The organism is Marinobacterium jannaschii DSM 6295 (assembly GCF_000620085.1).
Taxonomy (GTDB): domain Bacteria; phylum Pseudomonadota; class Gammaproteobacteria; order Pseudomonadales; family Balneatricaceae; genus Pontibacterium; species Pontibacterium jannaschii.
This window is the reverse complement of the sequence record NZ_KK211066.1, coordinates 19488-43968: the sequence shown is the minus strand read 5'-3', so window position 1 is coordinate 43968 and position 24481 is coordinate 19488. Positions and strand designations below refer to the sequence as shown.

General features: G+C 54.4%; 24 protein-coding genes. 9 read left to right on the top strand and 15 right to left on the bottom strand.

The window, feature by feature from the left end; all coding sequences use genetic code 11:
- Positions 1-9: 9 nt before the first annotated feature.
- A complete protein-coding gene (ydiJ, locus tag Q354_RS0119410) occupies positions 10-3078 on the top strand; it encodes a D-2-hydroxyglutarate dehydrogenase YdiJ (protein ID WP_027859056.1) in 3069 nt (1022 codons plus the stop codon).
- Positions 3079-3090: 12 nt separating this feature from the next.
- On the opposite strand, the gene Q354_RS0119405 is transcribed toward ydiJ, so the two are convergent.
- Positions 3091-3564, bottom strand: a complete 474-nt coding sequence (locus Q354_RS0119405; protein WP_027859055.1) for a GNAT family N-acetyltransferase — start codon at positions 3562-3564, stop codon at positions 3091-3093.
- Positions 3565-3710: 146 nt separating this feature from the next.
- Between Q354_RS0119405 and rraA the strand changes: the two genes are divergently transcribed.
- Complete coding sequence (gene rraA / locus Q354_RS0119400) at positions 3711-4199, top strand: ribonuclease E activity regulator RraA (protein ID WP_027859054.1); 489 nt, start codon at positions 3711-3713, stop codon at positions 4197-4199.
- Between the two features lie 109 nt (positions 4200-4308).
- On the opposite strand, the gene Q354_RS0119395 is transcribed toward rraA, so the two are convergent.
- Positions 4309-4512, bottom strand: coding sequence for a hypothetical protein (locus Q354_RS0119395; RefSeq protein ID WP_027859053.1), 204 nt, complete (start codon positions 4510-4512; stop codon positions 4309-4311).
- A gap of 120 nt (positions 4513-4632) precedes the next feature.
- On the opposite strand from Q354_RS0119395, the gene Q354_RS0119390 reads away from it, so the two are divergent.
- From Q354_RS0119390 to Q354_RS0119380, 3 genes are all read left to right on the top strand, one after another.
- Positions 4633-5058 (top strand): VOC family protein, encoded by a 426-nt coding sequence (locus Q354_RS0119390; RefSeq protein ID WP_027859052.1) that lies wholly within the window; start codon positions 4633-4635, stop codon positions 5056-5058.
- Between the two features lie 28 nt (positions 5059-5086).
- Entirely contained in the window at positions 5087-5608 is a 522-nt protein-coding gene (locus Q354_RS0119385) for a M48 metallopeptidase family protein (protein WP_027859051.1), read from the top strand.
- Between the two features lie 91 nt (positions 5609-5699).
- Positions 5700-6410 (top strand): hypothetical protein, encoded by a 711-nt coding sequence (locus Q354_RS0119380; RefSeq protein WP_027859050.1) that lies wholly within the window; start codon positions 5700-5702, stop codon positions 6408-6410.
- An 87-nt stretch (positions 6411-6497) separates the two neighbouring features.
- On the opposite strand, the gene purU is transcribed toward Q354_RS0119380, so the two are convergent.
- Positions 6498-7370 carry a formyltetrahydrofolate deformylase gene (gene purU, locus Q354_RS0119375; RefSeq protein WP_027859049.1) on the bottom strand — a complete coding sequence of 291 codons (873 nt, stop codon included), beginning with the start codon at positions 7368-7370 and terminating at the stop codon, positions 6498-6500.
- Positions 7371-7775: 405 nt separating this feature from the next.
- On the opposite strand from purU, the gene sstT reads away from it, so the two are divergent.
- On the top strand, positions 7776-8981 hold the full coding sequence (sstT, locus tag Q354_RS0119365) for a serine/threonine transporter SstT (RefSeq protein ID WP_027859047.1): 1206 nt from the start codon (positions 7776-7778) through the stop codon (positions 8979-8981).
- 81 nt (positions 8982-9062) lie between these two features.
- On the opposite strand, the gene Q354_RS0119360 is transcribed toward sstT, so the two are convergent.
- From Q354_RS0119360 to folX, 3 genes are all read right to left on the bottom strand, one after another.
- Positions 9063-10139 (bottom strand): extracellular catalytic domain type 2 short-chain-length polyhydroxyalkanoate depolymerase, encoded by a 1077-nt coding sequence (locus Q354_RS0119360; RefSeq protein ID WP_156948434.1) that lies wholly within the window; start codon positions 10137-10139, stop codon positions 9063-9065.
- A gap of 159 nt (positions 10140-10298) precedes the next feature.
- Complete coding sequence (locus Q354_RS27625; RefSeq protein ID WP_051560379.1) at positions 10299-10886, bottom strand: hypothetical protein; 588 nt, start codon at positions 10884-10886, stop codon at positions 10299-10301.
- Positions 10887-10983: 97 nt separating this feature from the next.
- Complete coding sequence (gene folX / locus Q354_RS0119350; protein WP_027859045.1) at positions 10984-11349, bottom strand: dihydroneopterin triphosphate 2'-epimerase; 366 nt, start codon at positions 11347-11349, stop codon at positions 10984-10986.
- A gap of 215 nt (positions 11350-11564) precedes the next feature.
- On the opposite strand from folX, the gene Q354_RS0119345 reads away from it, so the two are divergent.
- Positions 11565-12455 (top strand): LysR family transcriptional regulator, encoded by an 891-nt coding sequence (locus Q354_RS0119345; RefSeq protein WP_027859044.1) that lies wholly within the window; start codon positions 11565-11567, stop codon positions 12453-12455.
- Between the two features lie 30 nt (positions 12456-12485).
- Here Q354_RS0119345 and Q354_RS26550 read toward each other — a convergent pair whose 3' ends face one another.
- The 6 genes from Q354_RS26550 to Q354_RS0119315 all read right to left on the bottom strand — a co-directional run bounded on the left by Q354_RS26550 (position 12486) and on the right by Q354_RS0119315 (position 18540).
- Positions 12486-12983: an aminoacyl-tRNA deacylase gene (locus tag Q354_RS26550; protein ID WP_036230793.1), complete on the bottom strand. Its 498-nt coding sequence runs from the start codon at positions 12981-12983 to the stop codon at positions 12486-12488.
- Positions 12984-13065: 82 nt separating this feature from the next.
- Positions 13066-13611, bottom strand: coding sequence for a class I SAM-dependent methyltransferase (locus Q354_RS27620; protein WP_051560377.1), 546 nt, complete (start codon positions 13609-13611; stop codon positions 13066-13068).
- Entirely contained in the window at positions 13608-13919 is a 312-nt protein-coding gene (locus Q354_RS0119330; RefSeq protein ID WP_027859043.1) for a hypothetical protein, read from the bottom strand. The genes Q354_RS27620 and Q354_RS0119330 overlap by 4 nt, the downstream gene beginning before the upstream one ends.
- 10 nt (positions 13920-13929) lie before the next feature.
- Positions 13930-16290: a glycoside hydrolase family 9 protein gene (locus Q354_RS26540; protein ID WP_051560375.1), complete on the bottom strand. Its 2361-nt coding sequence runs from the start codon at positions 16288-16290 to the stop codon at positions 13930-13932.
- A gap of 159 nt (positions 16291-16449) precedes the next feature.
- The gene (locus Q354_RS0119320; protein ID WP_156948433.1) at positions 16450-16908 is read right to left on the bottom strand and encodes a hypothetical protein; all 459 of its coding nucleotides are present in this window, start codon (positions 16906-16908) and stop codon (positions 16450-16452) included.
- 147 nt (positions 16909-17055) lie between these two features.
- Positions 17056-18540: an SLC13 family permease gene (locus Q354_RS0119315; RefSeq protein ID WP_027859041.1), complete on the bottom strand. Its 1485-nt coding sequence runs from the start codon at positions 18538-18540 to the stop codon at positions 17056-17058.
- Positions 18541-19043: 503 nt separating this feature from the next.
- On the opposite strand from Q354_RS0119315, the gene Q354_RS0119310 reads away from it, so the two are divergent.
- Positions 19044-20741: an L-lactate permease gene (locus tag Q354_RS0119310; protein WP_027859040.1), complete on the top strand. Its 1698-nt coding sequence runs from the start codon at positions 19044-19046 to the stop codon at positions 20739-20741.
- A gap of 95 nt (positions 20742-20836) precedes the next feature.
- On the opposite strand, the gene Q354_RS0119305 is transcribed toward Q354_RS0119310, so the two are convergent.
- Positions 20837-21313, bottom strand: coding sequence for an Lrp/AsnC family transcriptional regulator (locus Q354_RS0119305; protein ID WP_027859039.1), 477 nt, complete (start codon positions 21311-21313; stop codon positions 20837-20839).
- A gap of 264 nt (positions 21314-21577) precedes the next feature.
- On the opposite strand from Q354_RS0119305, the gene Q354_RS0119300 reads away from it, so the two are divergent.
- A complete protein-coding gene (locus tag Q354_RS0119300; RefSeq protein WP_027859038.1) occupies positions 21578-22636 on the top strand; it encodes an arginine N-succinyltransferase in 1059 nt (352 codons plus the stop codon).
- A 103-nt stretch (positions 22637-22739) separates the two neighbouring features.
- Here the strand turns inward: Q354_RS0119300 and Q354_RS0119295 are convergent, their stop codons facing one another.
- Together Q354_RS0119295 and Q354_RS0119290 are read right to left on the bottom strand one after the other, a co-directional pair.
- Positions 22740-23480, bottom strand: a complete 741-nt coding sequence (locus Q354_RS0119295) for a substrate-binding periplasmic protein (RefSeq protein WP_027859037.1) — start codon at positions 23478-23480, stop codon at positions 22740-22742.
- Positions 23481-23622: 142 nt separating this feature from the next.
- Complete coding sequence (locus tag Q354_RS0119290) at positions 23623-24366, bottom strand: TIGR04219 family outer membrane beta-barrel protein (protein WP_027859036.1); 744 nt, start codon at positions 24364-24366, stop codon at positions 23623-23625.
- Positions 24367-24481 lie beyond the last annotated feature (115 nt).

The window sequence follows — 24481 nt, the reverse complement described above, 5'->3', positions numbered from 1 at the left end:
TCGAGAACCATGATCCCACGTATTGCCGAGGCAAATGCCACCCAGGCGCTCTATCTGGAATTTATAGAGCAGCTGAAAGGTGCCGGTTTTAAGGGCGACCTGAATCCGGATTACGCTAACCGTGTGGTGCTAGCCACGGATAACAGTATCTACCAGATGCTGCCACAGGGTGTGCTCTATCCCCGTGATCTGGATGATCTGGTTCTGATTGCAAGGTACTCCGACAAGGCGAAGTTTAAGGATCTGGTCGTCAGCCCACGCGGTGGCGGCACTGGTACTAACGGACAGTCCCTGACCGACGGTCTGGTGGTGGATGTATCCCGTCATATGAACCGGATACTCGAAATCAATGCAGAAGAGCGCTGGGTGCGGGTGCAGGGTGGGGTGGTTAAGGACCAGCTCAATGCTGCACTCAAGCCCTATGGGCTGTTCTTTGCCCCGGAGCTGTCGACCAGTAACCGCGCCACAATTGGCGGTATGATCAATACCGATGCCAGCGGCCAGGGCTCGGTGCTGTATGGCAAGACCCGGGACCATGTGCTGGCACTGAAAAGCGTCCTGCTTGATGGTGCGGTATGGGAATCCCAGCCACTGGATGACAGCGCGCTGGAAGCGATTAAGCAGCGTGATGACCGGGTCGGTGAAGTTCATCGTCTGGTCGATGAGATTTTCCATGAGAAGCGGGCACTGATCGAAGCGCGCTTCCCTAAGCTGAACCGCTGCCTGACCGGTTACGATCTGGCACATATCCGTGATGAGCAGGGCCGCTTTAACCTCAATTCAATCCTCTGTGGCGCTGAAGGCTCGCTGGCCTTTATCGCCGAAGCGAAGCTGAATGTCCTGCCTATCCCTAAGTTTGCCGCCCTGGTGAATATCAAGTACGACAGCTTTGAGACTTCGCTGCGTGATGCCAAATCGCTGATGGACTGGAAACCTACCTCCATCGAGACGATTGACTCTAAGGTGCTTAACCTGGCTATGGGCGATATCGTCTGGGACACGGTGCGCGACTATTTCCCCCGGGAAGCCGGCGAGCCGGATATCCAGGGGATTAACCTGGTTGAGTACACCGACGATAGCGAAGAAGCGCTGCGCCAGCGGGTAGAGAAACTGACTCGCCATCTGGAGGCAGTCAATGGTGAGGCCGGTAAGAGCTTTGGTTATACCGTCGTCTACGGTGCAGCCGAGATCGGTAAGGTCTGGGCGATGCGTAAGAAGGCGGTAGGCTTGCTGGGCAACGCCAAAGGGCAGGAACGTCCGATCCCCTTTGTGGAAGATACGGCGGTGCCGCCAGAGAATCTGGCTGACTTCATTATGGAGTTCCGCCAGGTGCTGGACGGTGCCGGCCTGAAATATGGCATGTTTGGTCATGTTGATGCCGGTGTGCTGCATGTGCGCCCGGCGATCGATATGAAGGATGAGGCGCAGGAGGGGCTGATCCGGGAGATCACCGATCAGGTGGTGGTTCTGACGCAGAAATACAAAGGTCTGCTCTGGGGCGAACACGGCAAGGGCCTGCGTTCTGAATATGCACCTGAGTTCTTTGGTGAACTGTATGCCGAGCTGCAGCGGATCAAAGGTGCCTTTGACCCGCGTAACCAGCTGAATCCCGGCAAGATCGCCACACCGATGATCGACGGCGCAGAACTGCTTAAGATAGATGGGGTGCCAACCCGCGGTCAGTATGATCGTCAGATCAGTGCTGAAACCCGTGACAGCTATGACTCAGCGATGTTCTGTAATGGCAATGGTGCTTGCTACAACTACGACCCGAAAGATGCCATGTGTCCCTCCTGGAAGGCGACCCGCCAGCGCATTCATTCACCGAAGGGCCGCTCCTCACTGATTCGCGAGTGGCTGCGCCTGATGGAGAAGCAGGGGGTGGATCTGCAGCGGGAGAGTATCGGCGTTAAGACCGGCTCTTTCCTGAAAAGCCTGCCGCAGAAAATCCGTAACACCCGGGCTAAGCAGCGTGGTGAATACGATTTTTCCAATGAAGTGCATGAAGCGATGATGGGTTGCCTGGCCTGTAAGTCCTGTGTTGGTCAGTGCCCGATCAAGGTTAACGTACCGGATTTTCGCGCCCGCTTCCTTGAAGTTTACTACGGCCGCTATCTGCGTCCGGCGAAGGACTATATGGTAGCGGGGCTGGAATATATGATTCCCTGGCTCTCCCGCTTCCCGGCACCGTACAACTGGGCGATGAACAATGGCGCGCTGAAAAAGGTATTCCGCAATGTTGCCGGTATGGTCGATAGCCCGGCGATCTGCACCAACAGCCTGAAACAGGGGCTGGATCAGCGTGCTATCCCGATCGCTTCCCAGGCCGCTATCGATGCCCTGTCCGAATCCCAGCGCAACAATGCTGTGATTATTGTCCAGGACGCCTTTACCAGCTACTTCGAGACCCAGCTGGTGCTGGATCTGATCGACTTCCTCGGAGAGATGGGAATCACCGTGCTGGTGGCGCCATTCCTGCCGAATGGCAAACCACTGCATGTTCATGGCTTTATGTCAGCCTTCGAAAAGGCTGCCGAGCGTAATTCTGATATGCTGCGCCTGTTGCAACAGAGCGAGCTGCCGCTGGTGGGGATCGATCCATCCATGACCCTGACCTACCGTCAGGAGTATGCCAGCGCGATCGGTGGCCGCGCACCGGCCGTCCAGCTGCTGCAGGAGTGGCTGGTGACCCAGTGTGAGCGAATCAGGCAGCATGCCGGTGATATCGCGCCGGGAGAATTCAAGTTGCTGGCGCATTGCAGCGAGAAGACCTCGGCGGCGCCGAGTATCCGCAGCTGGCAGCAGATTTTTGCGGCCCTCGGGCAGGAGCTGAAAGTCGAAGCGACCGGATGCTGCGGTATGTCCGGCACCTACGGTCATGAAACCGAGAACCTGGAAACATCGCGCAAGATCTACCGGATGAGCTGGGCCGATGTGGTTAACGCCGATGAAAACAAGGGCAAGCTGGTGGCAACAGGTTATTCCTGTCGCAGTCAAGTTAAGCGCCTGGATCAAAAGCAGTTGCCGCACCCGGTACAGGCACTGCTGCAGGTTGTAAGGCAAGCCCGCAACTGCTGATTGCTATCAGGCCTAAAGGGGTCGGGCGGCTATCGTCTCGTAGGGGCGGTAGCCGTGCTTACGCCAGAAGTTGTCAGCCAGCGTATTGGCAGGGTGCCAGGCAACCTGGGCTGATGCCGCGCCCCGTTGTTTAAGCCAGCGCTGGGCTTCCGAGAGCAGGTGAGTGGCCGTTTGCTGGCGTCGCTCTTCCGGCTCGACCCAGAGGTTGTAGAGGATGCCGCTGTCCGACCGGGTGTAGCCCGGTTTCTGGCTGAGAAAGCAGGCCAGCGTCGCCACAACCTGGCTCTCTGATTCGGCGATCAGAATGGCGGCATTATCGCTGTCGAGCGTCTGGCTGATCATTCTCTGGTACTGCTGTAATGTTGCCGCCTCATCAACCTCACCGAAGGCGCTCTTTTCCAGCAGGCTGACATAGCGGTGAAGCTTGAGCCAGAGCCTGAGTAAGGTGTGTTCATCTTCCGGTTGGGCTGTTCTGATAGTGATCATAGCGGGCCTTAAGTGCTGAAAATTTCGCCATCGCCCCTTCCATCGTTGTAGTGCAATGGAAATAGCGATGCGCCATTATAGTCACCCTATTTATGAATCCTACTCCTGCGATGTACAGCCGGAGCAGGCAAAGACAGGAGATACGCGTGGAAGATCTGCTCCCAGAACTTTGTGATCAGTTTCGTGACCTGGTCACTGTAGTAGAACCGATGTTTGGTAACTTTGGCGGCCGTGAAGCCTTTGGTGGCGAAATCGTCACGATTAAGGCCTTCGAGGACAACTCGCTGGTGCGTGAGCAGGTTGCTCAGCCGGGTGCGGGGAAAGTCCTGGTGGTAGACGGTGGTGGCTCGCTGCGCTGTGCCATGTTGGGCGATATGCTGGCAGAGAAGGCAGCGCTCAATGGTTGGGAGGGTATTATCATTTATGGCTGTATTCGTGATGTGAACGCCATTGGCGAACTGAACATCGGTGTGCAGGCATTGGCGACCCATCCTATGCCGACGATCAAGCGTGGCCTGGGTGACCTTAATGTTGCGCTGACCTTTGGTGGTGTTACATTCCGTCCGGGCGAGTATATCTACGCCGATAACAATGGCGTGCTGGTCGCACCGCAGAAGCTCGAACTGGCAGAGTAACCGCTGTGTGATCGCGCTGAGGGCAATCTCCGGATTGCCCGTTCTTCTGACATTTCTGCGCTGGCTGCACAATCCGCCTGCCTCATTCTCTTCCCCTGAAGGCTTTTCGTTAAAGCCCCATCATATGGCCAATGTAAACCTTGGCTCCGAAGGCGAACAGGCTCAGACCTGAAATGACACCGAGAAAGATCAGCTTGCCCTCCCGATTGGCTTTCGACTTTCTTGCCACATGCCATACGGTCCACAGCTTATAAGCCAGCATCGCGACCAGAACATAGAACACCATTACCTCGGTCTGGCTCCACATCATCATTGCCTGTTCCTCATAAGATGGATGGTTAATGCATGTTATGATTTTTTAAAATGGATATCAAATACATTATAAGTTTCGGCGCTGATTTGGCCTAACCTTAAGAGGAAAAGGAGTGGTCCGATGAAAGCACCCAGTATGACCCATCTGGCGTTACATGTTGCCGATATCGACGCTTGCCTCGATTTTTACCGGCGTTATTGCGGTATGAAGGTGATTCACCAGCGTCAGGCTGGAAATCAGCAGATTGTCTGGATTGCCGAACCAGGCAGGGAAGCTGAATTTATCTTTGTCATTATGAATGGCGGTAGCGACCTGCAACTGAAAGCAGACGACTATCGTCACTTTGGCTTTGCCCTGGATTCCAAACAGGCCGTCGATCGGCTGGCAGAGCAGGCACGCATCGAAGGTTGCCTGGTATGGCCACCTCGCCAGGAGCCCTGGCCGGTAGGCTATTACTGTGGCCTTAGAGACCCTAATGGCAATTATGTGGAATTCTCCTACGGCCAGCCTTTAGGGCCCGGGGCCGCGCCGATCGGAGAATGCTGATACAATCGCGGTTTTGCGGACAGCGACTATGAAGCCGAATACTACTCTGGCGTCACTCAGGTATCTCAGTGGCTATCCGCCCCAGATTCAGCATCAGGCACTGGCCCTGATTGAGCAGGGCAGGCTGGCGGCTTATCTGCTGGACAAGTACCCCGAAGCGCATCAGGTTCGCAGCGAGCGGGCTCTCTATGACTATGTCGTCGAGATGAAAAACCGTACGATGCGTAAGGCACCTCCGGTCAATAAAGTGCTGTGGGATAGCAAGCTGCACGTAATTCGCAATGCCCTCGGTACGCACACCTTTCAGTCAAAAGTGCATGGCAGCAAGCTCAGGTCCAGCCACGAAATTCGAATCGGTACGGTCTTCAGGACAGCGCCTGACGGCTTTCTGCGTATGATCGTGGTGCACGAGCTGGCTCACTTCAAAGAGAAAGAGCACAACAAAGCCTTTTACAACCTCTGCTGTCATATGGAGCCGGACTATCATCAGCTTGAGCTGGATATGCGCCTCTATCTCACCTGCCTGGAGCTGGGGCAGAAACTCTACTGATTTGTCCTTCTCAGGCGATCTATCGGCCTTTACTTGTCGTTATTTCCGGGCACAATAGCGCCCTGGAAAAGTACTGGTGGAGATCCGGCTGATGAATAAGAGTTTCCTGACCAACCTGTTGGCAGCGGCGCTGGTTGCTGCAGGTTATTTCAGCGGTAGCAATCTGTTGTTTGTTATCGGATTATTTGCGCTGTCTGGTGCGCTGACCAACTGGTTGGCCGTACATATGCTGTTTGAAAAGGTTCCCGGTCTGTATGGCTCCGGCGTCGTACCCGCCCGCTTTGAAGACTTCAAGCGGGGCATCCGGTTGCTGATGATGGAGCAGTTTTTTACCGAGGAGAATATCGATCGTTTCCTGTCCGGTGACAACGGTACTCAGGCAGATCTGCATCTTGCCCCCGTGATTGAGCAGCTGGATTTTGAACCGACCTTCGATTCGCTGCTTGAGGTGATTCAGAATTCGTCGTTTGGCAGTATGCTGGCGATGGTGGGGGGAACCCAGGCGCTGGAACCTTTACGCGAGCCGTTTGTCGCTAAGATGAAGCACTCTATCGAGGAGATGACCCGGGACGAGAAGTTTATTGAGTTGCTTCGCGATGAGCTGGAAAGTCCCCATGTTATGGCTGAGATGCGCGCTAAGGTCGAGGTGATAGTCCAGCAGCGTCTGGATGAGCTGACACCGCAGCTGGTGAAAGAGATCGTGCAGAAGATGATCCGAGAGCACCTGGGCTGGTTGGTGGTCTGGGGTGGGGTGTTTGGTGGTGCCATCGGCGCGCTGGGTGCAATCAGCGGTCTGGTTTAAACCCCACAACAGTCAGCACGATACGAAAACGCCGATCAGATGATCGGCGTTTTTGGTTGCGGGCCAGGGGCCCAAAGGCGCGAGGGCTTAGCGGAAGATCACGGTCTTGTTGCCGTCCAGGAAGACACGCTTCTCGATATGCAGCTTGAGTGCGCGCGCGAGGGCAACGGTCTCGGTATCACGGCCAACGGCAACCAGCGCATCCGGTCGGAAGGTATGGTCAACCGGCTGTACGGACTGTTCGATAATCGGACCTTCATCCAGGTCTGCCGTCACGTAGTGCGCAGTTGCGCCGATCAGTTTCACGCCGCGTTCATGGGCCTGGTGGTAAGGCTTGGCGCCTTTAAAGCCTGGCAGGAATGAGTGGTGAATGTTGATCGCCCGGCCGTTCAGCTCTGCACAGAGGTTGTCTGACAGAATCTGCATGTAGCGCGCCAGAACCACCAGTTCAGTACCGGTTTCTTCGACGATCTCCATCAACGCCAGCTCCTGCTCGCGCTTGTTCTCTTTGGTTACCGGCAGGTAAACAAAGCGGATGCCCTGACGTTCAGCCATCGGGCGCAGGTCGAGATGGTTGGAGACAATGGCGGTGATCTCCATGTTCAGCTCGCCTTTATGGTGACGATACAGCAGGTCGTCCAGGCAGTGGTCGAACTTACTTACCATGATCAGCACTTTCATCGGGCGTGCCGAGTCGGCCAGCTCCCAGGTCATACCGAAACGTTCTGCGACTTCTTCAAACTGCTCGCGCAGCTCGTCCTGGGTGCAGTCACCGGCTTCGATATGGCATACCGCGCGCATAAAGAAACGGCCGGTATCATGGTCGTCAAACTGGGACAGTTCGCTGATATAGCAGCCACGCTCGGCGAGAAAGGAGGTAACGGCGGCAACGATGCCACTGCTGGCTTCACAGGTGGTTTTGAGGACAAATTCTTGTGGTTTGGAATTCGTGACGGTCATGATCACTAACCTTATGGGTCAATTAGTTACATATTCAATGCTGTTCAGGCCGGAGTTCTGCCCTCCTGAAGTCTGCCGGGGTCTGGTGCAGTCTCGCCTGCCGGAAACCTCAGGTAGCGCGGGTAGATCAGCCGTGAACTCTGATCAGCATTTGAAGCGCAAGGATAACAGAAAGATCTGCCAGCCGAACGGGGTAAACCCCTTATTCGCAGATATCGATTGATTTTACATGGGTTTTTTCTACCAGGTTGCTTCTTAGCGTCTGCTTTTGATGTCTCAGCGCGACCTTTGCATTGCTTGTCTGGCACCGCGGTTTGCGACTTTAGTATGGATTATTGAATGGCTTTCTGTATGATGCCGTCCCTTTGTTCACTAAGGGTCGTTTTAAGGCCGTATGGAGTCGTTATGAGTCAAGCTCAGTTGCTCTTTGCTACCGTCGCCCGGGGCAGTCTTATCAAGCAAATCCTGCTCGCGCTGGTAGCCGCCGTGATGCTGGCTGTGTCGCTACCGGAACTGGCCCGGAATTTCGGGCTGCTGGGTGATCTGTTTGTAAGAGGTCTGAAGGCTGTCGCACCACTGTTGGTGTTTGTGCTGGTCACTGCAGCGATCTGTCGGCAGAAAACAGATGCGGGCACGTCGATAAGGCCAGTGCTTATGCTCTATCTGGCGGGCACGCTGCTGGCTGCGTTGGTGGCTGTTGTGATGAGCATGCTGTTTCCGGTAACGCTGACACTGGTCTCTGCCAATGTTGCCGTTGCGCCACCGGAAGGGATTGATCAGGTTTTGCGTAACCTGATATTTAAGCTGGTGGACAATCCGGTAACCGCACTCTCGACGGGGAATTTCATCGGTATCCTCGCCTGGGCAGTGGGCCTGGGGCTGGCTCTGCGTCAGGCTTCGCCAAGCAGCCGTCAGCTGGTTGGCGATCTGTCGGATGCAGTATCGGCCATTGTGAAGGTCATTATCCGCCTGGCGCCATTGGGGATATTCGGGCTGGTGGCGAATACAGTGGCGCAGACCGGGGGCGAGGCGCTGCTGGGGTACGCTGAACTGCTGTCGGTGTTGCTGGCTTCAATGTTGCTGGTGGCGCTGGTGATCAATCCTGTACTGGTGTTTGCCAGAACCGGCCGTAATCCCTATCCGCTGGTCTTTACCTGCCTGCGCGAGAGCGGGGTGACCGCCTTCTTTACCCGCAGCTCGGCTGCCAATATTCCTGTGAATATGGCGTTGTGCCATAAGCTGGGACTGAACAGGGAGCTGTACGCTGTGTCGATTCCTCTCGGTGCAACGATCAATATGGCCGGTGCGGCAATCACCATCACGGTGTTGTCGCTGGCAGCAGTCAATACGCTGGGTATCGAAGTAGATCTGGCGACAGCTCTGTTATTGAGTGCCGTTTCAGCGGTTTCTGCCTGTGGTGCATCCGGAGTCGCCGGTGGTTCGCTGTTACTGATCCCATTGGCCTGCAGCCTGTTTGGTGTCAGTAACGAGGTGGCGATGGAGGTTGTTGCTGTCGGTTTTATTATCGGTGTGGTGCAGGACTCAGCAGAAACCGGACTGAACAGCTCGACCGATGTGCTGTTTACCGCGGCTGCGCAGTCATCGCGCTGAAGCAACAGTGTTGCTGAGGGGCGATATGTACGGGGGCTGAGGGCCCCCGTTTATGTTTTAGCTGTCAGCCTGATACTGTACTCAGCGGCTGGCCGTGAGTCGTTCGATCATGGCGGCAACGGCTTTCATTTGTGGCGCATCTTTGCGGTAAAAATGATAAGGCCCCATTGGCAGGTCGTTATAGCCCCAGAAATCCCAGCAACCCATTGGGTTTACAGGAATCAGGGATGATTTAATCTGCGGATAGAGCACGATTATCCGGTTGTTGTCGGCAATCTCGTTATAGCCGGCTCCCTCGATAAAGTCGTGGCCGACGGCGGACACGCTCTGTTCACAGCCGTGAAAGGCGACATGGATCCGACAACTTGCCTCCTCACACTGTGCAGGGACATAGAGGTAACCGGTGTCGGCAAAGCCCGCGCTGTCGTCGCCGTAAAACTCCTTCTGGTTAAACTGCAGCATGCGGCCCGTGGCTTCATTGGCTGCGTCTTCCAGTGCACCATAGATATGCTGTAACAGGCGTTCGGTCTGTTCAAAGCCACAGTTATTGATAAAGGGCGACTCGGTCAGTGAACAGGGCGTGTCATCGGGCTGGTCGGTTACCATCGCATGACCGGCATCGACACTGCGGTTGTAGCGGATATTCGAGGCTGGTACGCCGACCTTGGCATAGAAGTCCTGAGTGGTGTTCATCACGCCGGTGACGACGACCTGATCGCTCTGGCCGGAGAACAGATAGACTTTATCGTTGGTCAGGTTTGCCAGTGTGTCGATATCGCCTTGCTTTTCACTGCGCTCAGCCATCTCCCTGAGGCGATCGGTATCTGGAAAGGAGTGATCGTTGCAGGGCATCCAGGGATTTGAGCAGGGGTTCATGCAAACGGACATTGCATTGATTGAGGGGAGTCCTGTATGCGACCTGGCGCAGTTCCAGGGGCCGCCGGCAATCACTCCGGCGCCGACCAGTTCTTCAGAGTAGGCTATGTGGAACTGAGCGGCCATAAATGCCCCCGAAGAGAGGCCGGATACGGAGGTCTGGCCTTGAAGTGCAGCAAGTTTTGGCAGTGTGCCACTATCCTGTGCTTTGACCGCTGTGGTCGCACTAAGCAAAAGGGTGCAGATGAGAGGAGCGGCGAGACTAAATAGCTTATTTGGCATGATGTCGTCCTGACTGGGATTGGCTTACTGCGTCTTATTAAAGCGAATTAAGGCACAGCATCAGGAGCTCAAAAGCGCTCCGGAAAGCCCGCTAACATACGGATTGTAGGCCTGTGATTAAGACAATCCAATGACGCCGGCAAAGGTTGCCGGACGGGGTCAGTCAAAACGATATTTCAGGCCGATGCCCAGCGCATTGGAAGCGCCTTCCACATCACTGAACAAACCGTAGGCCCCGGAGCGGTGATGCACCCGAAACACCAGGCTCCAGTCCTGTTGTTGCGGTACGGTGAACTCGAGTTCGACCAGCAGGTACGCCAGTAACTGGTTGGCGTTCGGATGATTGACCTGTTCAAATTCCGGCAGCTCGCTGGCGTAGGAGAGGCCGGCTCCGACGGCAAACGAGGTGTCCAGAGTGTTGTCCCAGGGAAAGGGCAGCCAGCGACCGATTATCAGTCCATTGGCTTCCCAGTGGCTCTGGCCTTCGGTGTGTTTGGCCAGCTGAGCCTCCCACTCCAGGTCAATTGATTCATAAGGATCATCGATGCGCTTACTGAGGGCGATTGCTGCAAGCTGATAGTCGTCCTCGTAGTCTGCGCTGAATCCCAGCACATCTTCGATGCCATCAGCGCTCAGGCGGGCGGTGTATCCGGTCACTGCCCAGTTGGGTGGAGCCGCCGCTGCCGGGCCGTTAATCAGCAATGGAAGGGTGAGGATTGAGGTCGAGATCATATTGCTAAAGGACATATTTCCTATCCCCGGGAGGGGCTGACGGATAATGCCCTTTAGTTTAGACCTTAGTCCATATGTCGCTAGTCTCGCCGGTCAAAATCACCCTGGAGGCTTAGCCCTTTTGCCACTCCAGCGTCAGTGAAACCGAGTCGGCAAAGCGCAGGGCATGGGGTTTATCAACCGTTACCCGGGCCATCTCGGTCCAGTCGTGTTCGTGGGCAATTTCCAGCAGGTCACCGACCAGTTTTTCCAGCAGCAGAAAGCGCCCTTCCTCGACATGCTGGATCATCCGCTTGGTGATTACCTTGTAGTTGAGCGCTTTGCTCACGTCGTCACTTTCGGTGGCTTTATAGGCCGGATACTGGATCTCAACATTGATCACCACATCTTGTTGTTTGGCCATTTCTTCCGGATTAAAGCCGATATAGGTGCGCAGTCTCAGATTGGAGATGCGGATCACTGCATTACTGACGGGCATAAGGGTCACTCCTTGGACAGAACGGTAACGCGTTTGGGAAGGTTGCGTTGTTATGCTCTAAGAATAACAGAGCCAGCCTGCGGCGGTGAATCTGATCTGCCCGCGATAGTGTCGGAGGATCAAGGCATTGTGGCCGGAGACTGTTCTTATCCTGGTCGGTCCTCAGGGTATACAATGGTGTATAAACCTAATTATTGTTATGGAAAAGTATACAAATGGATAAGCTCGGATTGATGGCCAGTTTTGTTGCTGTAGTGGAAAGCGGTTCTTTTACATCCGCTGCCGAGCGGCTTTGTAAGACCAAGGCCGTCATCAGTCGGCAGGTGCAGCAATTGGAAGACCTGTTGCAGATCCGTTTGCTTAACCGAACCACCCGTACGCTCTCTGTTACGGAGGAGGGGCGGCTCTATTATCAGCGCTGCAAACAGATTCTGGATGATGTCAGTGCACTGGAGTCCGATGCGGCGGGGGAAACCGGGTCGCTCAGGGGGACCATCCGTGTGGCGGTGCCGCAGACATTTGGTGAGATGCACCTGATGCGTGTATTGCCGGAGTTTCTGCAGCGGCATCCTGATCTGGATATCGATCTCCATCTGAGTGATCGCTTTGTGGATCTGGTTGGTGAGGGCTTCGACCTGGCGATCCGGATCAGTCAGTTGCAGGATTCCAGCATGGTGGCACGAAAGCTGTCAGAGTCCCGTGTCGTGCTGGTGGCTTCCAGAGAGTTTGCCCGGACACGGGGCCTGCCCGAATTCCCTGAGGCACTGGCAGACTATCCCTGTATTTTTGACTCAAACTGGCGCGAGGGGACGCGCTGGCGTTTTCGCAGGGATGCAGAAGAGCAAGTGGTAAGGATCAGTAGCCGTCTGGCGGTGAACAGTGCTTTCGCAGCCCGAGAAGCGGCACTGGCCGGTATTGGCATTGCCAATGTGCCGGACTTTGCAGTGAGTGATCTGCTGGCCAGTGGCGAGCTGGTTCAGGTGCTGGCGGACTATAGCTTTCAGTCGAGTGGTGTTTATGCCATCTTTCCGCATCGGCGCCACCTGTCCCTGCGGGTCAGAACACTGGTGGATTATCTGGCGCAGTGCTGGTCGGAGGAGAACTGACGACCTGGTCAGATCGTCAGCTGACGGATATCAGTAGTGAGTCAGATCATAGAGATCTTCAGGTCGGCAACTGATCTCTCCGTGAGGTTTATTGCGCATCAGCTCCATAAACTGTTTTTTCTTCAGATGGATCAGGTGACGGTGATCACCTGCTTCAACGTATATATCTTCAGATTCAGCCAGCTGATCGTCCCACACCGGGGGTAATCCAAAAGCCTGTCCGATCGCCGGAACAGCGCCTTTTTCACAATCGGAAAACAACGGAGCCAGTTCCTCTTCGGAAGCCAGTTGCAGGCGTCTGCCAAGCATTTGCTGCAGCTGAGGCAGCATCAGCTTATTCATTGATGGTATGACCGCCATCATATAATGATCCTGATCATGCAGAACGACTGCCTTGGCGACCTGTTTTAGCGGCAGGTCTGCCAGTGAAGCCGATTCAACTGCGCTTTCCGAGCAGCTGTGTGCGATCACGTCGTAGTTGCCTGCTTTCTGATGGATATATCCAGAGAGTGTACTTGAAATAGTCATGGTGACCCTCCCGGCAAAGCCGTCAATCACACCGCTCAGTATAATTCAGTCCCTCACAGGCACTGCCCACTATGCGCCGAATTCAAGTGCGGCGACGGAACAGGTACTCGTCCAGAGCCGAGCCATTGCTCTTGCGATTGCGGTAGTAAACCAGCTCCAGTTTCGGGTGGGTGTTTTTCAGCTCACCGGGGCGTAGACAGAACCGGGGATTGATACCGGCCGTGAAGGCGCTGATAGCCAGAGTCGCTTCGGGCTTTAGCCAGGAAATGATCTGTGTGATCAGTGCCTGGGAGGGGCGATAGCGCGTCAGGGTTATGCAGTCATAGGGCGTATCTGTCGCCAGTGGCTCTGCTGTGTTGAGGTCGCAACATAAGGTTTCTATTTCGACACCCAGCGCTGAAGCAAACTGAGTCTGGCGTTGCAGCGCCGTGGCAGAGATATCCGCCGCTGTGACTTTAAAACCCTGCTGTGCCAGAAAAAGGCTGGTGGAGCCGTCGCCACTGGCGATATCGAGCAGCGTGCCATGTTTTAACTGCGGCAGTATTTCGCGGATGAACTCGCTGGGGGCGGGAGCCTGCATGGGTTTATCGCGATAGCGCTGATCCCATTTTTCCTGATCATGACTCAAGGTGTGGCGGACTCGCTGATTTGGCACTGACCGCTAAACAGCTGGAGCCGTTCGCCGGGTTGGTGCAGGTTGAGATTGGTCAGGCGATTGTAACGCAGGCTGGGCCGGTGTACAGCGGCGATGGTCAGGCCATCCATCAGGGTATAGAAGATATAGTGCTCGCCTGACCAGATAATCTGGTGAGAGTAGAGGATAAAGTGGTCGTCGCTGCCTCTGACGTCACAATACAGTGGGGCCTGAACGGCCGCTGCCTTCTGCAATAGTAACAGTGGCAGAATCAGCACGATGAGTAATAGCTGGCATTTCATAGCTGTTAGATCAGTTCGCGCCTGATCGGGTTCCCTGGCTCGGGCGTGCGGCGAAATACCCCCACAGGTAGGTGTTGTTTGCCATGGTGGTATAGACGGTAAACTCGGTCAAAGGGGCGAAGGTGTACAGATCAAAGTAGGCCTCAGTGACAGGCCATTCGCTGTGGGCAGGAAATATCACTGACCTGAACAGCTTGGCGGTCCAGTAATTGACCTGATGCCGCAGCTCCAGCGGTCCGTTGACAGTGATGCCGGGCGGTGCTGGTTGTGCGGAGACCCGGCTGTCATGATGCAGCGGATTACGGGGTGAGTTGATACCCGTGCCCGTGGTAAACGTCATGTTCAGTGGGTTGGCGCCTGCGCCGAAACTGGCGGATGCCAGAGCGGCCTTCAGATAACGTTGCTTACCGGTCAGGTAGTGGCTGCGTACCAGTGTCAGTGTGCCGGGAGTTGAGAGCATACCCCAGCCAACCCATTCGCCGGACTCGCGCTTGGTCCAGCGGAAACCGGTCTGTCCGGACTGACTGATACTGAACTCCGCCTCGGCGATCATCGCCTGCAGCATCCTTTTCTTAAGTGCTTTGTCGGCATTGGCGCTGCGCAGATAGAGAAACGCAGCATCGCTCTGATCATGCTTCTGCCACTGCTTCAGTGGAGTGCCGGGGGCGGTGAAAGCCGTTGTATCAACAAATATACGGTGCCAGCGTTGCTCTCCGGTCAGGCGGAACAGCTCCGCCGCCGCCAGGTTTCGCTCATCATTGACCTGATGTAACGGCTTGGGATAACGCACCGTCCGACGTTTACGTTCGGCCCAGTTCATGGCGGCCAGTGCGCTGGTGCGATACTGGCGGGCTTTTTCTGGTGACAGGTCCTGCAATACGAAAGCGGCGCGGGCGGCGACACCGGCGTAGATATAGCTTGACCAGTGATCCGGCGCATAAGCAAACACTTCCAGGGATTCCTGCCAGCTGGCTTCACCGTGGCGTGGGTGCTCTGCTGACTCAATACCGCCGCGGACTCCGCCTTCAACCGTTTGCAAACGACGAAACAGGTCCAGTCCCCAGAGTGCTTCATCCAGGTTATCCGCCAGCTGATTTCCCGATTCCGGGATATTGAGGTTAACCCGGCTGAAATACCCGGGAAACATCTCATACAGCTCAAGCAGCAGGCGGGCAATACGCAGGTGTTGTATGCGACGGTCCCAGTCACCGGCATCGGCATATCCACCCCAGGCATTGGACAGGGTCTGAGCGGTGCGGCCCCGAATCAGATTGGTGAAATTGTCCGGGTCATTGCCGTGGGCATTCAGGCCGTTAGCCGTCTCAATCAGTGGGGTGCGTGACTGTATTACCCGGACGCCGTCATCCGGATGGAAATTACGTGGCCGGCGGTACTGGGTGTAGGGTGGTCCCAGTTCTATGCCGCTGCGTTGATGGTAGAAGCCGCGGGCTGCAATCCTATAGGCCCTGAGCCAGCTCTGGTCACTGATCTGAAAGGGATAGGAGCAGCCGATCTTCGCTACGCAAAGACGGTAATCGCCCGGGCGCCTGAATTCGCTGAAATCCAGTTGCAGCACATCTGTCTTGTTGTAGTTATTACCGTAGCTGTCCTCCGCCTCCCGGGCCCCGCGGCTCAGGTTGGCGCTGCCGCGGAACAGGCTGCGATTGGTTTGGTTGTCGATAATGTGAAATGGCAGGTTACTGGCGTAGTTCTGGCCACCGCCGTTGCCGCGCCAGAGGGAAAGAAAACCCTGTTTTGTCGGATCGTCAGGCCTGAAGCCGAGTTGTGAAAGGTGCACTGCTTCGGAGCGCACTGTCAGGGTGTTATGGGTATAGCGGTAAGGTGGAAACTGGCTGCCAGGCATCTGAAGCAGGTAACGTCCACCCTCCTGCAGCGGTTTGGCAAACTGCAGATAGATAAAGTGGCGGCTGGGCCAGGCAAACTGCCAGAAACCAGTGCGGGCAATATTATTGGGCCGGCTTTTGCGATACACATTAACCGGGGTCTCCAGAACTGGCTTACCCGAAGAAGTATTGATCAGGCGGTAGCTGGATGGAGTGTCGGCCCAGGTCGTGTTCAGTGGCTGGCCTTCGACTCTGTCATAAGGGTAGAACGTCTTGCGATCACGCCCCGCCAGTGCTCCGATCACCTCTCCGTAGCGACGCACCCAGATATGACGTTCCTTCTGTTCGATCGAGTCCAGCAGCTGGCTGTCGTAAGGTACCTGTCGCGCCGGTATTGTTGACTGGGCCTGGAATTCCAGTGCCAGCACGTCCGGAGCCACACTGCCGATATGAACCAGCGTCGCAGCCTGGGTGGAAAGCGTTATAACAGAGAAGAGGAAAGTGCTGAGGTAAAGGAAGATCTGCATGACAGGCCCGGTTCCGTTGGGATCTGGCTGATACCTTACCTAATTGAATATCAGAGTGCTATTTACGTGGCGTAATTGCACTCTGATATTGCTTCTGTATTTCAATCGGGGCTATCTCAGGGCGGTGTCTAATAGCCGCATTAAGTAGGCCCGCTGTGGTTATGCAGAATCTGTGCGTTGAGCAGTTAAGCGTCCTTTGCAGCCCATGTCTGTTTCATGGATGGCGTGGATATAAATTCCTTCGCCCTTGTTTTCACTCAGGGTGCCTTGCAGTACTAAGTCGGCACGGTCATTGGGGGTGTCCGAGGACCGAAATTCCCCGATTTCCTGGCGTAGATGGAGGTCGCCATTGGGTTCGACAATGCCCTCAAAGTTGCCGAGTGGCCCGGCACTAAACGTAAGGAATCCATCCTTGATTTTGGAAGGTAGCAGAAACTGGCGTTTGGGGCAGGTAAATTCGTAGCGTGCTGATTGCTGGGTTTCGTGGTCGATAGTCACGGTTAGCATCCAGTCACCATCGAACTTGCCCGACATGTCCCGTGCTTCCGGCCCTGGGATTGTATTTAGACAGCCGCTGATCATCGCACCCAATAACGAGATTGTTAAAACTCTTTTCACAGTGTTCCCTCAGTTAAAAGTTTCCTTACGTTTATTTTGCACTACAAAACAAAGCGTTAGAAGATTAACTGATAGTTTTGATCAGTACGGCGATATTTTTCTCAAGATTGGGTTTTGATGAACACGTCCCTGTGTTCTGCTGTTTATTTACCGAACCCAGGCAGGAGTGCTGGCCAGGTCGATGCCCCAGAGTACTGGCAGTATCCAGGCGATAAACAGGGTGATGGCCGCGGCGCCGACCAGGTTGACCCAGAAGCCGGCTTTTGCCATCTGGTTGATGCTGACAAAGCCCGAACCATAGACCACGGCATTAGGCGGAGTTGCGACAGGCAACATAAAGGCAAAGGATGCGGCGACGGCGGCACCAAACATAGGACCGAACGGGTGCACACCCATGCTGCCGGACACGGCTGCCATCACCGGGATCAACAGGGTAGCGGTTGCTGTATTGGAAGTGATTTCGGTCAGGAACAGTGTAAGCAACACCACCACGCCGATGAACAACACCAGATCCAGGTCGCTGAGCGCGCTTAGCTGGGAGCCGATCCATTCGGTCAGCCCGGTGTCGGCGAAGCCTTTTGCCAGTGCCAGGCCGCCACCGAACAACAGGATGACGCCCCAGGGGAGTTTAAGTGCAGATTCCCAGTCCAGCAGGAAGCGGCCCTTTTTCAGATCAACCGGCACCATAAACAGCAGCAGGGCACCAATGATGGCGATAGTCGCATCGTGGATCATTGGAGGCTTTACGAAGCCACGCAGTATCCAGCCAGACGCAGTCAGCAGGAATATCAGCAGGACCAGTTTCTCTTCCCGGCTGATCTTGCCGATATCATGCAACTGCTGGTCGATCAGTGCCTGGCCGCCGGGCAGGGATTTCAGTCCCGAAGGGTAAACCAGCTTAACCAGAATCAGCCAGGCCACCGCCAGCATAACGACCGCCAGAGGGACGCCGAAGCTCATCCACTCGGCAAAGCCGATGCTCTGGCCATAGATGTTCTCCATCATACCCGCCAGTACCGTGTTGGGAGGGGTGCCGATCAGAGTGCCCACGCCACCGATAGAGGCTGAAAAACAGATGCCCAGCATCAGTGAAATACCGAAGTTGAACTGTTCTGGCTGTGAGGAGACGCCGTTAACCGGGTTTTCTTCCAGTGCTGAAAGTGTTTGTTTAATGATCGCCAGGCCGATCGGCACCATCATCATCGTCGTTGCGGTGTTGCTGACCCACATGGAGAGAAATGCCGTTGCAACCATAAAGCCGAGGATGATGCGGTCAGGCCCGACACCCACGATGCGGATTGTATGCAGGGCGATGCGGCGATGCAGGTTCCAGCGCTCCATGGCAATCGCCAGCAGGAAGCCACCCATAAACAGGAAGATCAGGTGATTGGCGTAGGAAGGTGTTGCCTGAGCCGATTTCATCACCCCCAGCGAAGGATACAGCGCGATTGGCAGCAGAGAGGTTGCAGGGATCGGAATGGCCTCGGTGATCCACCAGGTTGCCATCAGGGTGGCGATGGCGGCGACCTTTAATGCTTCCGGACTAAGCCCGTCGGGAAGGGGCAGCATAAGGATGGAGATAAAGGCGAGGGGGCCAAGCACTAAGCCGACCCGTTGACGCAGGCTATACATAGGCAATTAACCAAATTGAAACTTGAATTCGGGAATTATGAACAAGCACTATCTGTGCCATTTGTTTGCGAGCCCCGTCTGGCGCGGGCTTGGTGCGCCAGAAATTGTGTGGTCATCTGCAGATGGGTGGCTCGTCACTCCTGTCAGCATAGTGTATGGGGGGATTTCTACTCATTTATCTATCCCGGCTGAATTTTCTTCTGAAGCCATATTTGCAGCACGAATCAGTAGTTTATATTGGTAATACCAATTATATGTTTTGTTCTTGGTGTGACGTATACGGTGAAAATATGCTGATATTTTGGCGTTAATAGATAAAATGAATGTAATTTATTGGTAATACCAATTTACAAAAATAGAATTTTTCACTTCACAATTCCCTTCACTCTGGTAGGATTCTGGCCGTTTTTGTCTGATTGTTCAGGTTTCGGCCCGCGCAGACAAAATACTCAAGGATACGAGGCCAAACGAATCCCATAAAAAAATCCAAAACGGGAACATTGATGAGTATCGAAGTCCAAGCCTTACTGGCTGTCCTGCCAATCGCTCTGGCGGCGCTATTGCTGATCGGTCTGCAGTTGTCTGCACGTATTGCGATGCCTGTTGTCTATCTGGCGACGGCGGCTATTGCCCTGATTGCCTGGGAAGTCTCCTTTAACCGTGTATTAGCCTCCACGGTGCAGGGGCTTCTGATCACCGTATCGGTCCTCTGGATCATTTTCGGCGCTATCCTGCTGCTAAACACGCTTAAGCATTCCGGCGCGATCACCAGTATCCGTGCTGGCTTTACTAATATCAGTCCCGATCGCCGGGTACAGGTGATTATCATCGCCTGGTTGTTTGGTTCGTTTATTGAAGGTGCGTCTGGCTTTGGTACGCCTGCTGCGATCGCTGCGCCGCTGCTGGTGGCTATTGGCTTTCCGGCGATGGCGGCTGTGGTGATGGGGATGATGATACAGAGTACACCGGTGTCCTTCGGTGCCGTGGGCACGCCAATTATCATCGGTGTGCAGAATGGCCTGGATAAAGCGACGCTCAGCGAACAGCTGGCAGCAGGAGGCAGTAGCTGGGAGATATACCTGCAGCTGATCACCTCCGAAGTGGCAATCATTCACGGCCTGGTCGGTACATTGATCCCGCTGTTTATGATTATGATGCTGACCCGTTTCTTTGGTCGTAATAAGTCCTGGACTGAAGGCCTGAGTGTAGCGCCGTTTGCTCTCTTTGCCGGTCTGGCGTTCACCCTGCCGTATATGGCGACCGGTATCTTCCTGGGGCCCGAATTCCCGTCTCTGATTGGCGGTCTGGTTGGCCTGGCAATTGTTACAGTTGCTGCCCGCCATAATTTCCTGTTGCCGAAGGATGGCTGGGATTTCGCACCGGCTAAAGAATGGCCATCTGACTGGATGGGGCAGCTTGAGGTGAAAATCGACAGCCTGACTGAAAAGATGCCGATCAGTGCGACGCTGGCATGGTTTCCGTATGTGCTGGTTGCGCTGATTCTGGTTGCCAGCCGCGTCAGTCCGGAATTTAAGGGGATGCTGAAATCTGTATCTCTGGGCTTTAAGAATATTCTGGGAGAGCAGGGCATCAGTGCAGGCTTTGCGCCGCTCTACCTGCCCGGCGGCGTACTGGTATTTGTCGTACTGGTGACGTTCTTCCTGCACCGAATGCGCTTCGGTGAGTTGAAGGCAGCTATTGGAGAATCCTCGAAGACGCTGATTGGCGCTGGCTTTGTACTGGTGTTTACCATTCCGATGGTGCGTATCCTGATTAACTCCGGGGTGAATGCTCAGGACCTTGCCAGCATGCCGGTAGCGATGGCGGAGTATGTGGCTTATGTCTTTGGCAATGTCTACCCGCTGTTTGCCGCTTCAATCGGTGCGCTCGGCGCATTTATCGCCGGTAGTAACACTGTCAGTAATATGATGCTGAGCCAGTTCCAGTTTGGTGTGGCTGAGAACCTAGCGGTCTCGGGTGCCATCATGGTGGCGCTGCAGGCGGTGGGTGCTGCGGCCGGTAATATGGTTGCGATCCATAATGTGGTGGCGGCCTCTGCGACTGTAGGGTTGTTTGGTCAGGAAGGTAAGGTGCTACGTAAGACCATTATTCCTACAGCTTATTATGTACTGATGAGTGGCCTGATCGGACTGTTTGCCCTTTATGTAATGGGAGTGACGGATCCACTGTCGGTGGGCTGATCCGAGCTGAACCACATATAGATTGCGTCGATTCAGATTACAGAACGCCGCTCCGGGTAATCGGGGCGGCGTTGTTGTATATGGCAGCAGCCGGATCAGTCTTCCAGCAATTGCTCCAGCGGGTAGCCGCGAAATGGTTTGTCGGTGTTCAGAACCACATGACTGCTTAGGTTAACCATGCCCGGGTTGATATCCAGCAGCTGATCATTGATCTGGTTGTAGCGCAACATATCCGGTGCCACGATGCGCATAAAGAAGTCGAATGTGCCGCTGACGGTATAGCATTCAACAACCTCCGGTATATCCCGGGCTGCTTTCTCAAACGCCCGGAAAGAGTCGGTGCTCTGGTCTTTCAGGCTGACCGTCACGATCACCGTCACACTGCGGCAGAGCTTTTCCATCCTCAATACGCCGAGGTAGGGGCCAATCAGCTCTTGCTCCTCCAGTTTCTTAACCCGGTTAAGGCACGAGCTGGGTGACAGGCCAACCCGTTCTGCCAGCTGCTGGTTGGTAATTCGTGCTTCCTGCTGAAGGATCGAAAGAATCTTTCGATTAATCTTGTCGAGATGCATCTGAATCCGTCTTATTTGAGTGATAATTGCAGCGAATCCTGACGGCTGCTGTTGTAATGCCGATTCTACAAGCGATTAGCGCTGGTGTCCTCCCCGTGATCGGTTATTGATCAGATTTTCAGGTTGTCGAATTTTATGCGGCCTTATCTGTTTTGTAGCCAATTATATGAATCAATCAGGCTGAAATAGAGAGCTAATTCTGACGATTCGCAGCTAAAATTTTCGACATAAGAATGAAAATTCCAGTCGGAAACGGGGTTCAATATGCTGATAATTCGTCCATGCCAGTCAAGCGATCTTGAGGATCTGATGGCCATGTCACAGGCTGTCGGAAAGGGTATGACATCGATGCCGGCAGATGAGGCTGCATGGAGGGAGAAAATAGCTGCATCCCGCCGTAGCTTCTCGGAGAAAGGCGCGCATGATGCAGTGGGTACCTATTTCATGGTGCTGGAAGATACTGAAGCCGGAAAGGTTGTGGGCACAACGGCGCTCTATACCGGCATCGGCCTGAACCGTCCCTTTTATTCTTATAAGCTCTCCACTCTGGTTAGCAGCTCCAGCTGTCTTGAAACCACGCGCAAGACAGAAGTGCTGAGTATGGTCAACGACTATACCGGTGCGACCGAAGTCGGCTCGCTGTTCCTGCTGCCAGAAGCACGTCGCCCGGGGATCGGGCAGTTGCTGTCCCGTTGTCGTTACCTGACGCTGGCTGATTTCCCGGAGCATTTCGGAGATACGGTAATGGCTGAGTTGCGGGGCTGGCAGGATGAAAAAGGGCGTTCTCCGTTATGGGATTATCTGGGCAGTAAGTTCTTTGGTATCGAATTCCAGGATGCCGTGACGACCGCTGCCCTGAAAGGGACTCAGTTTATTTCTGACCTGATGCCGAAGTATCCAATCTATGTGGATCTGCTGCCGGATGAAGCGCGGGCCGTGATAGGTAAGCCACATGAATCCTCAGCGCCGGCGCTGCATATGCTGAAAAAAGAGGGGTTCCGCTTTACCGGCTATGTTGATCTGTTTGACGGAGGTCCGTCGGTTCAGGTAGGCCGTGAGGAGATTCGGACCGTGCGTGAAAGTGTATCCGGTCAGATTCGGATCGATTCATCTGTGTCTGAAGGTGATGACCAGTTTATGCTCAGCAACGGTTGTATTGATAACTACCGTATGACGCTCGCGCCTGCGCGAATTGCTGAAGACGGCACGCTACTGATCAGCGCTGAGACTGCCAAGGCTCTGCAGCTTCAGGTTGGCGCTACAGTACGGTATGTGTTTTTCAAAGCTGCTGCGTCAGCATCCGGCTGCAGTCGGGCAGCCTGAACTCCTGACTCGGTATTCAGCTACGCCAACGAGCGAAAATAGTTTCCATCAGACGGCTCCTCGGGACTGGTTCCCGCAGGGGCCGTTTTTTTAGGTCAGTAGCTTAGTTTCCTGCCACGTTTAGCTTGCCTTCATTGCTGAGGCGGGCAAAGGTGCTGTCCAGGGTTGCTGATAACTGAACAGGGTTACGGGTGCGCCGGGAGACGTAGATATAGACCGGCAGGCGTGCGATGGTGTTAGCCCGGATGTTTTCCAGCGGCACTTTCTTCAGCGCCGCATTCAGTGGATATTGGTAATCCAGCAGATAATCAAATCGCCCGGTCTTTAGCAGGCGTAAGGCCTGTTGGTGGCTTTTTGCCTCGACATAGCTAACGCCGTTTGACTTGTCCCGGATGAAGGCGCCTAGGTCTGAATAGGTGTACCCCAGCATGATCACCACCCTTTTGCCTTTAAAGTCTTCTTTTTTGGCCGCCTCAGGAACCTTGTCGAGGCCGTAAACATTCAGCTGAATCGTATAGATGGGCTGATCTCCGATGATGGCTGCTGATTTTAGTCGGGGAATTCTGATGCCAAACCAGATATCAGCCATGCCGACTTCAAGGGCCTTAAATAAGCGTCGTGTGGGGTAGGAGGTTTCTCTGTAACTGTATCCCAGCTCATTAAATATTGTGCGTCCGATATCGAGCAGGATGCCACGGGGAGAGCCATTCTCTGTCGAGTACATTGGCGGAAATTCGATGTATCCGACTTTCAGGTGGCGTTCTTCTGCGTTGGCAGAGGTAGTGATCACAAGCCCGGCAATACATAACAGTACAAAGTGTCGAACGCTGAAATATATCTTCATTTTCTAAGCTTCCCTGCCGCTGGAATAATTGGGTAGCTTAAGCTTAGATGATTTTTGTCTTTTTGAGTGAATTGACCTGTATTTCCGCAGCTGAAACAAAAATGGAGCCCTCAGGCTCCATTTTCAACGGACGATCACAGTATCAGAAGTGAGCTTCCAGGCCGACGTAAGGGCCGGAAAAAGTCAGGTCGGAGTCGATATCGTCAATGTCGTCCAGCTTGATAGACAGGCGGCGGTAGCCAACGGTGACACCGAGGTCCAGAGCGATATTGTCGATAACGTCATATTTAATTTCAGCCTGGAAATCGCTGATTTCGCTGTCATCGATGCTGAGCAGGTTGGCTTCTGCTTTCGCACTGAATCCGGTAAATGGCAGCATACCCTCAACGGAAGCATAAGCCATCGGGATTGGCGCGGTCAGGTCAACGCGTGTTGTTTCACTGGAAGAGGAAACTTCAGCGAAGCCGTCCAGGTATTTAACATTCAGACCCAGATCCAGGCTGACGACGTTATCCAGCAGCTCGTAGTAAAGCACGAAATCGGTATGGGTCAGATCCAGCTTAGTGTCAACGTCGCCATTAAAGGTCACGTTATTAAATTCAAAGCCTGTAACGTTTGCGCTACCGTCGCTGACCATATTGGTGTGGCGGATTTTGAAGTTTGGTACCAGCGGTACCGGATGCTCAATCGCTACGTAGAACATATTCTGACCTTCGGTATCAAAGTCGAATTCCGCAGCGGTTTTGTCGGCAGATGCAATAGAACCATCAGCGGCTGCATTCCAGTAATTAGCGCCTGCGTATACTCCGATTAAGTCTGCGTGGGCACTGAGTGGCGCAGCCATAATTGAAAGGCCGGATAGGGCCGCACAGATCAGCTTCTTCATGAATAGGTCCTTGTCAATGGAATGTGGTGAAGGAGACGCGCGGAGTTTATCACGGCAAAGAGTCCATTGCTGAATAAGAAGCCCGGTTTATCGGTCAATTTACTGAGTTATGCGG

What these genes read in the sequence shown, in the direction of transcription:
- ydiJ (WP_027859056.1), top strand. Translation starts at nt 10, where the DNA reads ATGATCCCACGTATTGCCGAGGCAAATGCCACCCAGGCGCTCTATCTG.
- Q354_RS0119405 (WP_027859055.1), bottom strand. Translation starts at nt 3,564, where the DNA reads ATGATCACTATCAGAACAGCCCAACCGGAAGATGAACACACCTTACTC.
- Q354_RS0119395 (WP_027859053.1), bottom strand. Translation starts at nt 4,512, where the DNA reads ATGATGATGTGGAGCCAGACCGAGGTAATGGTGTTCTATGTTCTGGTC.
- Q354_RS0119390 (WP_027859052.1), top strand. Translation starts at nt 4,633, where the DNA reads ATGAAAGCACCCAGTATGACCCATCTGGCGTTACATGTTGCCGATATC.
- Q354_RS0119385 (WP_027859051.1), top strand. Translation starts at nt 5,087, where the DNA reads ATGAAGCCGAATACTACTCTGGCGTCACTCAGGTATCTCAGTGGCTAT.
- Q354_RS0119380 (WP_027859050.1), top strand. Translation starts at nt 5,700, where the DNA reads ATGAATAAGAGTTTCCTGACCAACCTGTTGGCAGCGGCGCTGGTTGCT.
- purU (WP_027859049.1), bottom strand. Translation starts at nt 7,370, where the DNA reads ATGACCGTCACGAATTCCAAACCACAAGAATTTGTCCTCAAAACCACC.
- sstT (WP_027859047.1), top strand. Translation starts at nt 7,776, where the DNA reads ATGAGTCAAGCTCAGTTGCTCTTTGCTACCGTCGCCCGGGGCAGTCTT.
- Q354_RS0119360 (WP_156948434.1), bottom strand. Translation starts at nt 10,139, where the DNA reads ATGCCAAATAAGCTATTTAGTCTCGCCGCTCCTCTCATCTGCACCCTT.
- Q354_RS27625 (WP_051560379.1), bottom strand. Translation starts at nt 10,886, where the DNA reads ATGTCCTTTAGCAATATGATCTCGACCTCAATCCTCACCCTTCCATTG.
- folX (WP_027859045.1), bottom strand. Translation starts at nt 11,349, where the DNA reads ATGCCCGTCAGTAATGCAGTGATCCGCATCTCCAATCTGAGACTGCGC.
- Q354_RS0119345 (WP_027859044.1), top strand. Translation starts at nt 11,565, where the DNA reads ATGGATAAGCTCGGATTGATGGCCAGTTTTGTTGCTGTAGTGGAAAGC.
- Q354_RS26550 (WP_036230793.1), bottom strand. Translation starts at nt 12,983, where the DNA reads ATGACTATTTCAAGTACACTCTCTGGATATATCCATCAGAAAGCAGGC.
- Q354_RS0119330 (WP_027859043.1), bottom strand. Translation starts at nt 13,919, where the DNA reads ATGAAATGCCAGCTATTACTCATCGTGCTGATTCTGCCACTGTTACTA.
- Q354_RS26540 (WP_051560375.1), bottom strand. Translation starts at nt 16,290, where the DNA reads ATGCAGATCTTCCTTTACCTCAGCACTTTCCTCTTCTCTGTTATAACG.
- Q354_RS0119315 (WP_027859041.1), bottom strand. Translation starts at nt 18,540, where the DNA reads ATGTATAGCCTGCGTCAACGGGTCGGCTTAGTGCTTGGCCCCCTCGCC.
- Q354_RS0119310 (WP_027859040.1), top strand. Translation starts at nt 19,044, where the DNA reads ATGAGTATCGAAGTCCAAGCCTTACTGGCTGTCCTGCCAATCGCTCTG.
- Q354_RS0119305 (WP_027859039.1), bottom strand. Translation starts at nt 21,313, where the DNA reads ATGCATCTCGACAAGATTAATCGAAAGATTCTTTCGATCCTTCAGCAG.
- Q354_RS0119300 (WP_027859038.1), top strand. Translation starts at nt 21,578, where the DNA reads ATGCTGATAATTCGTCCATGCCAGTCAAGCGATCTTGAGGATCTGATG.
- Q354_RS0119295 (WP_027859037.1), bottom strand. Translation starts at nt 23,480, where the DNA reads ATGAAGATATATTTCAGCGTTCGACACTTTGTACTGTTATGTATTGCC.
- Q354_RS0119290 (WP_027859036.1), bottom strand. Translation starts at nt 24,366, where the DNA reads ATGAAGAAGCTGATCTGTGCGGCCCTATCCGGCCTTTCAATTATGGCT.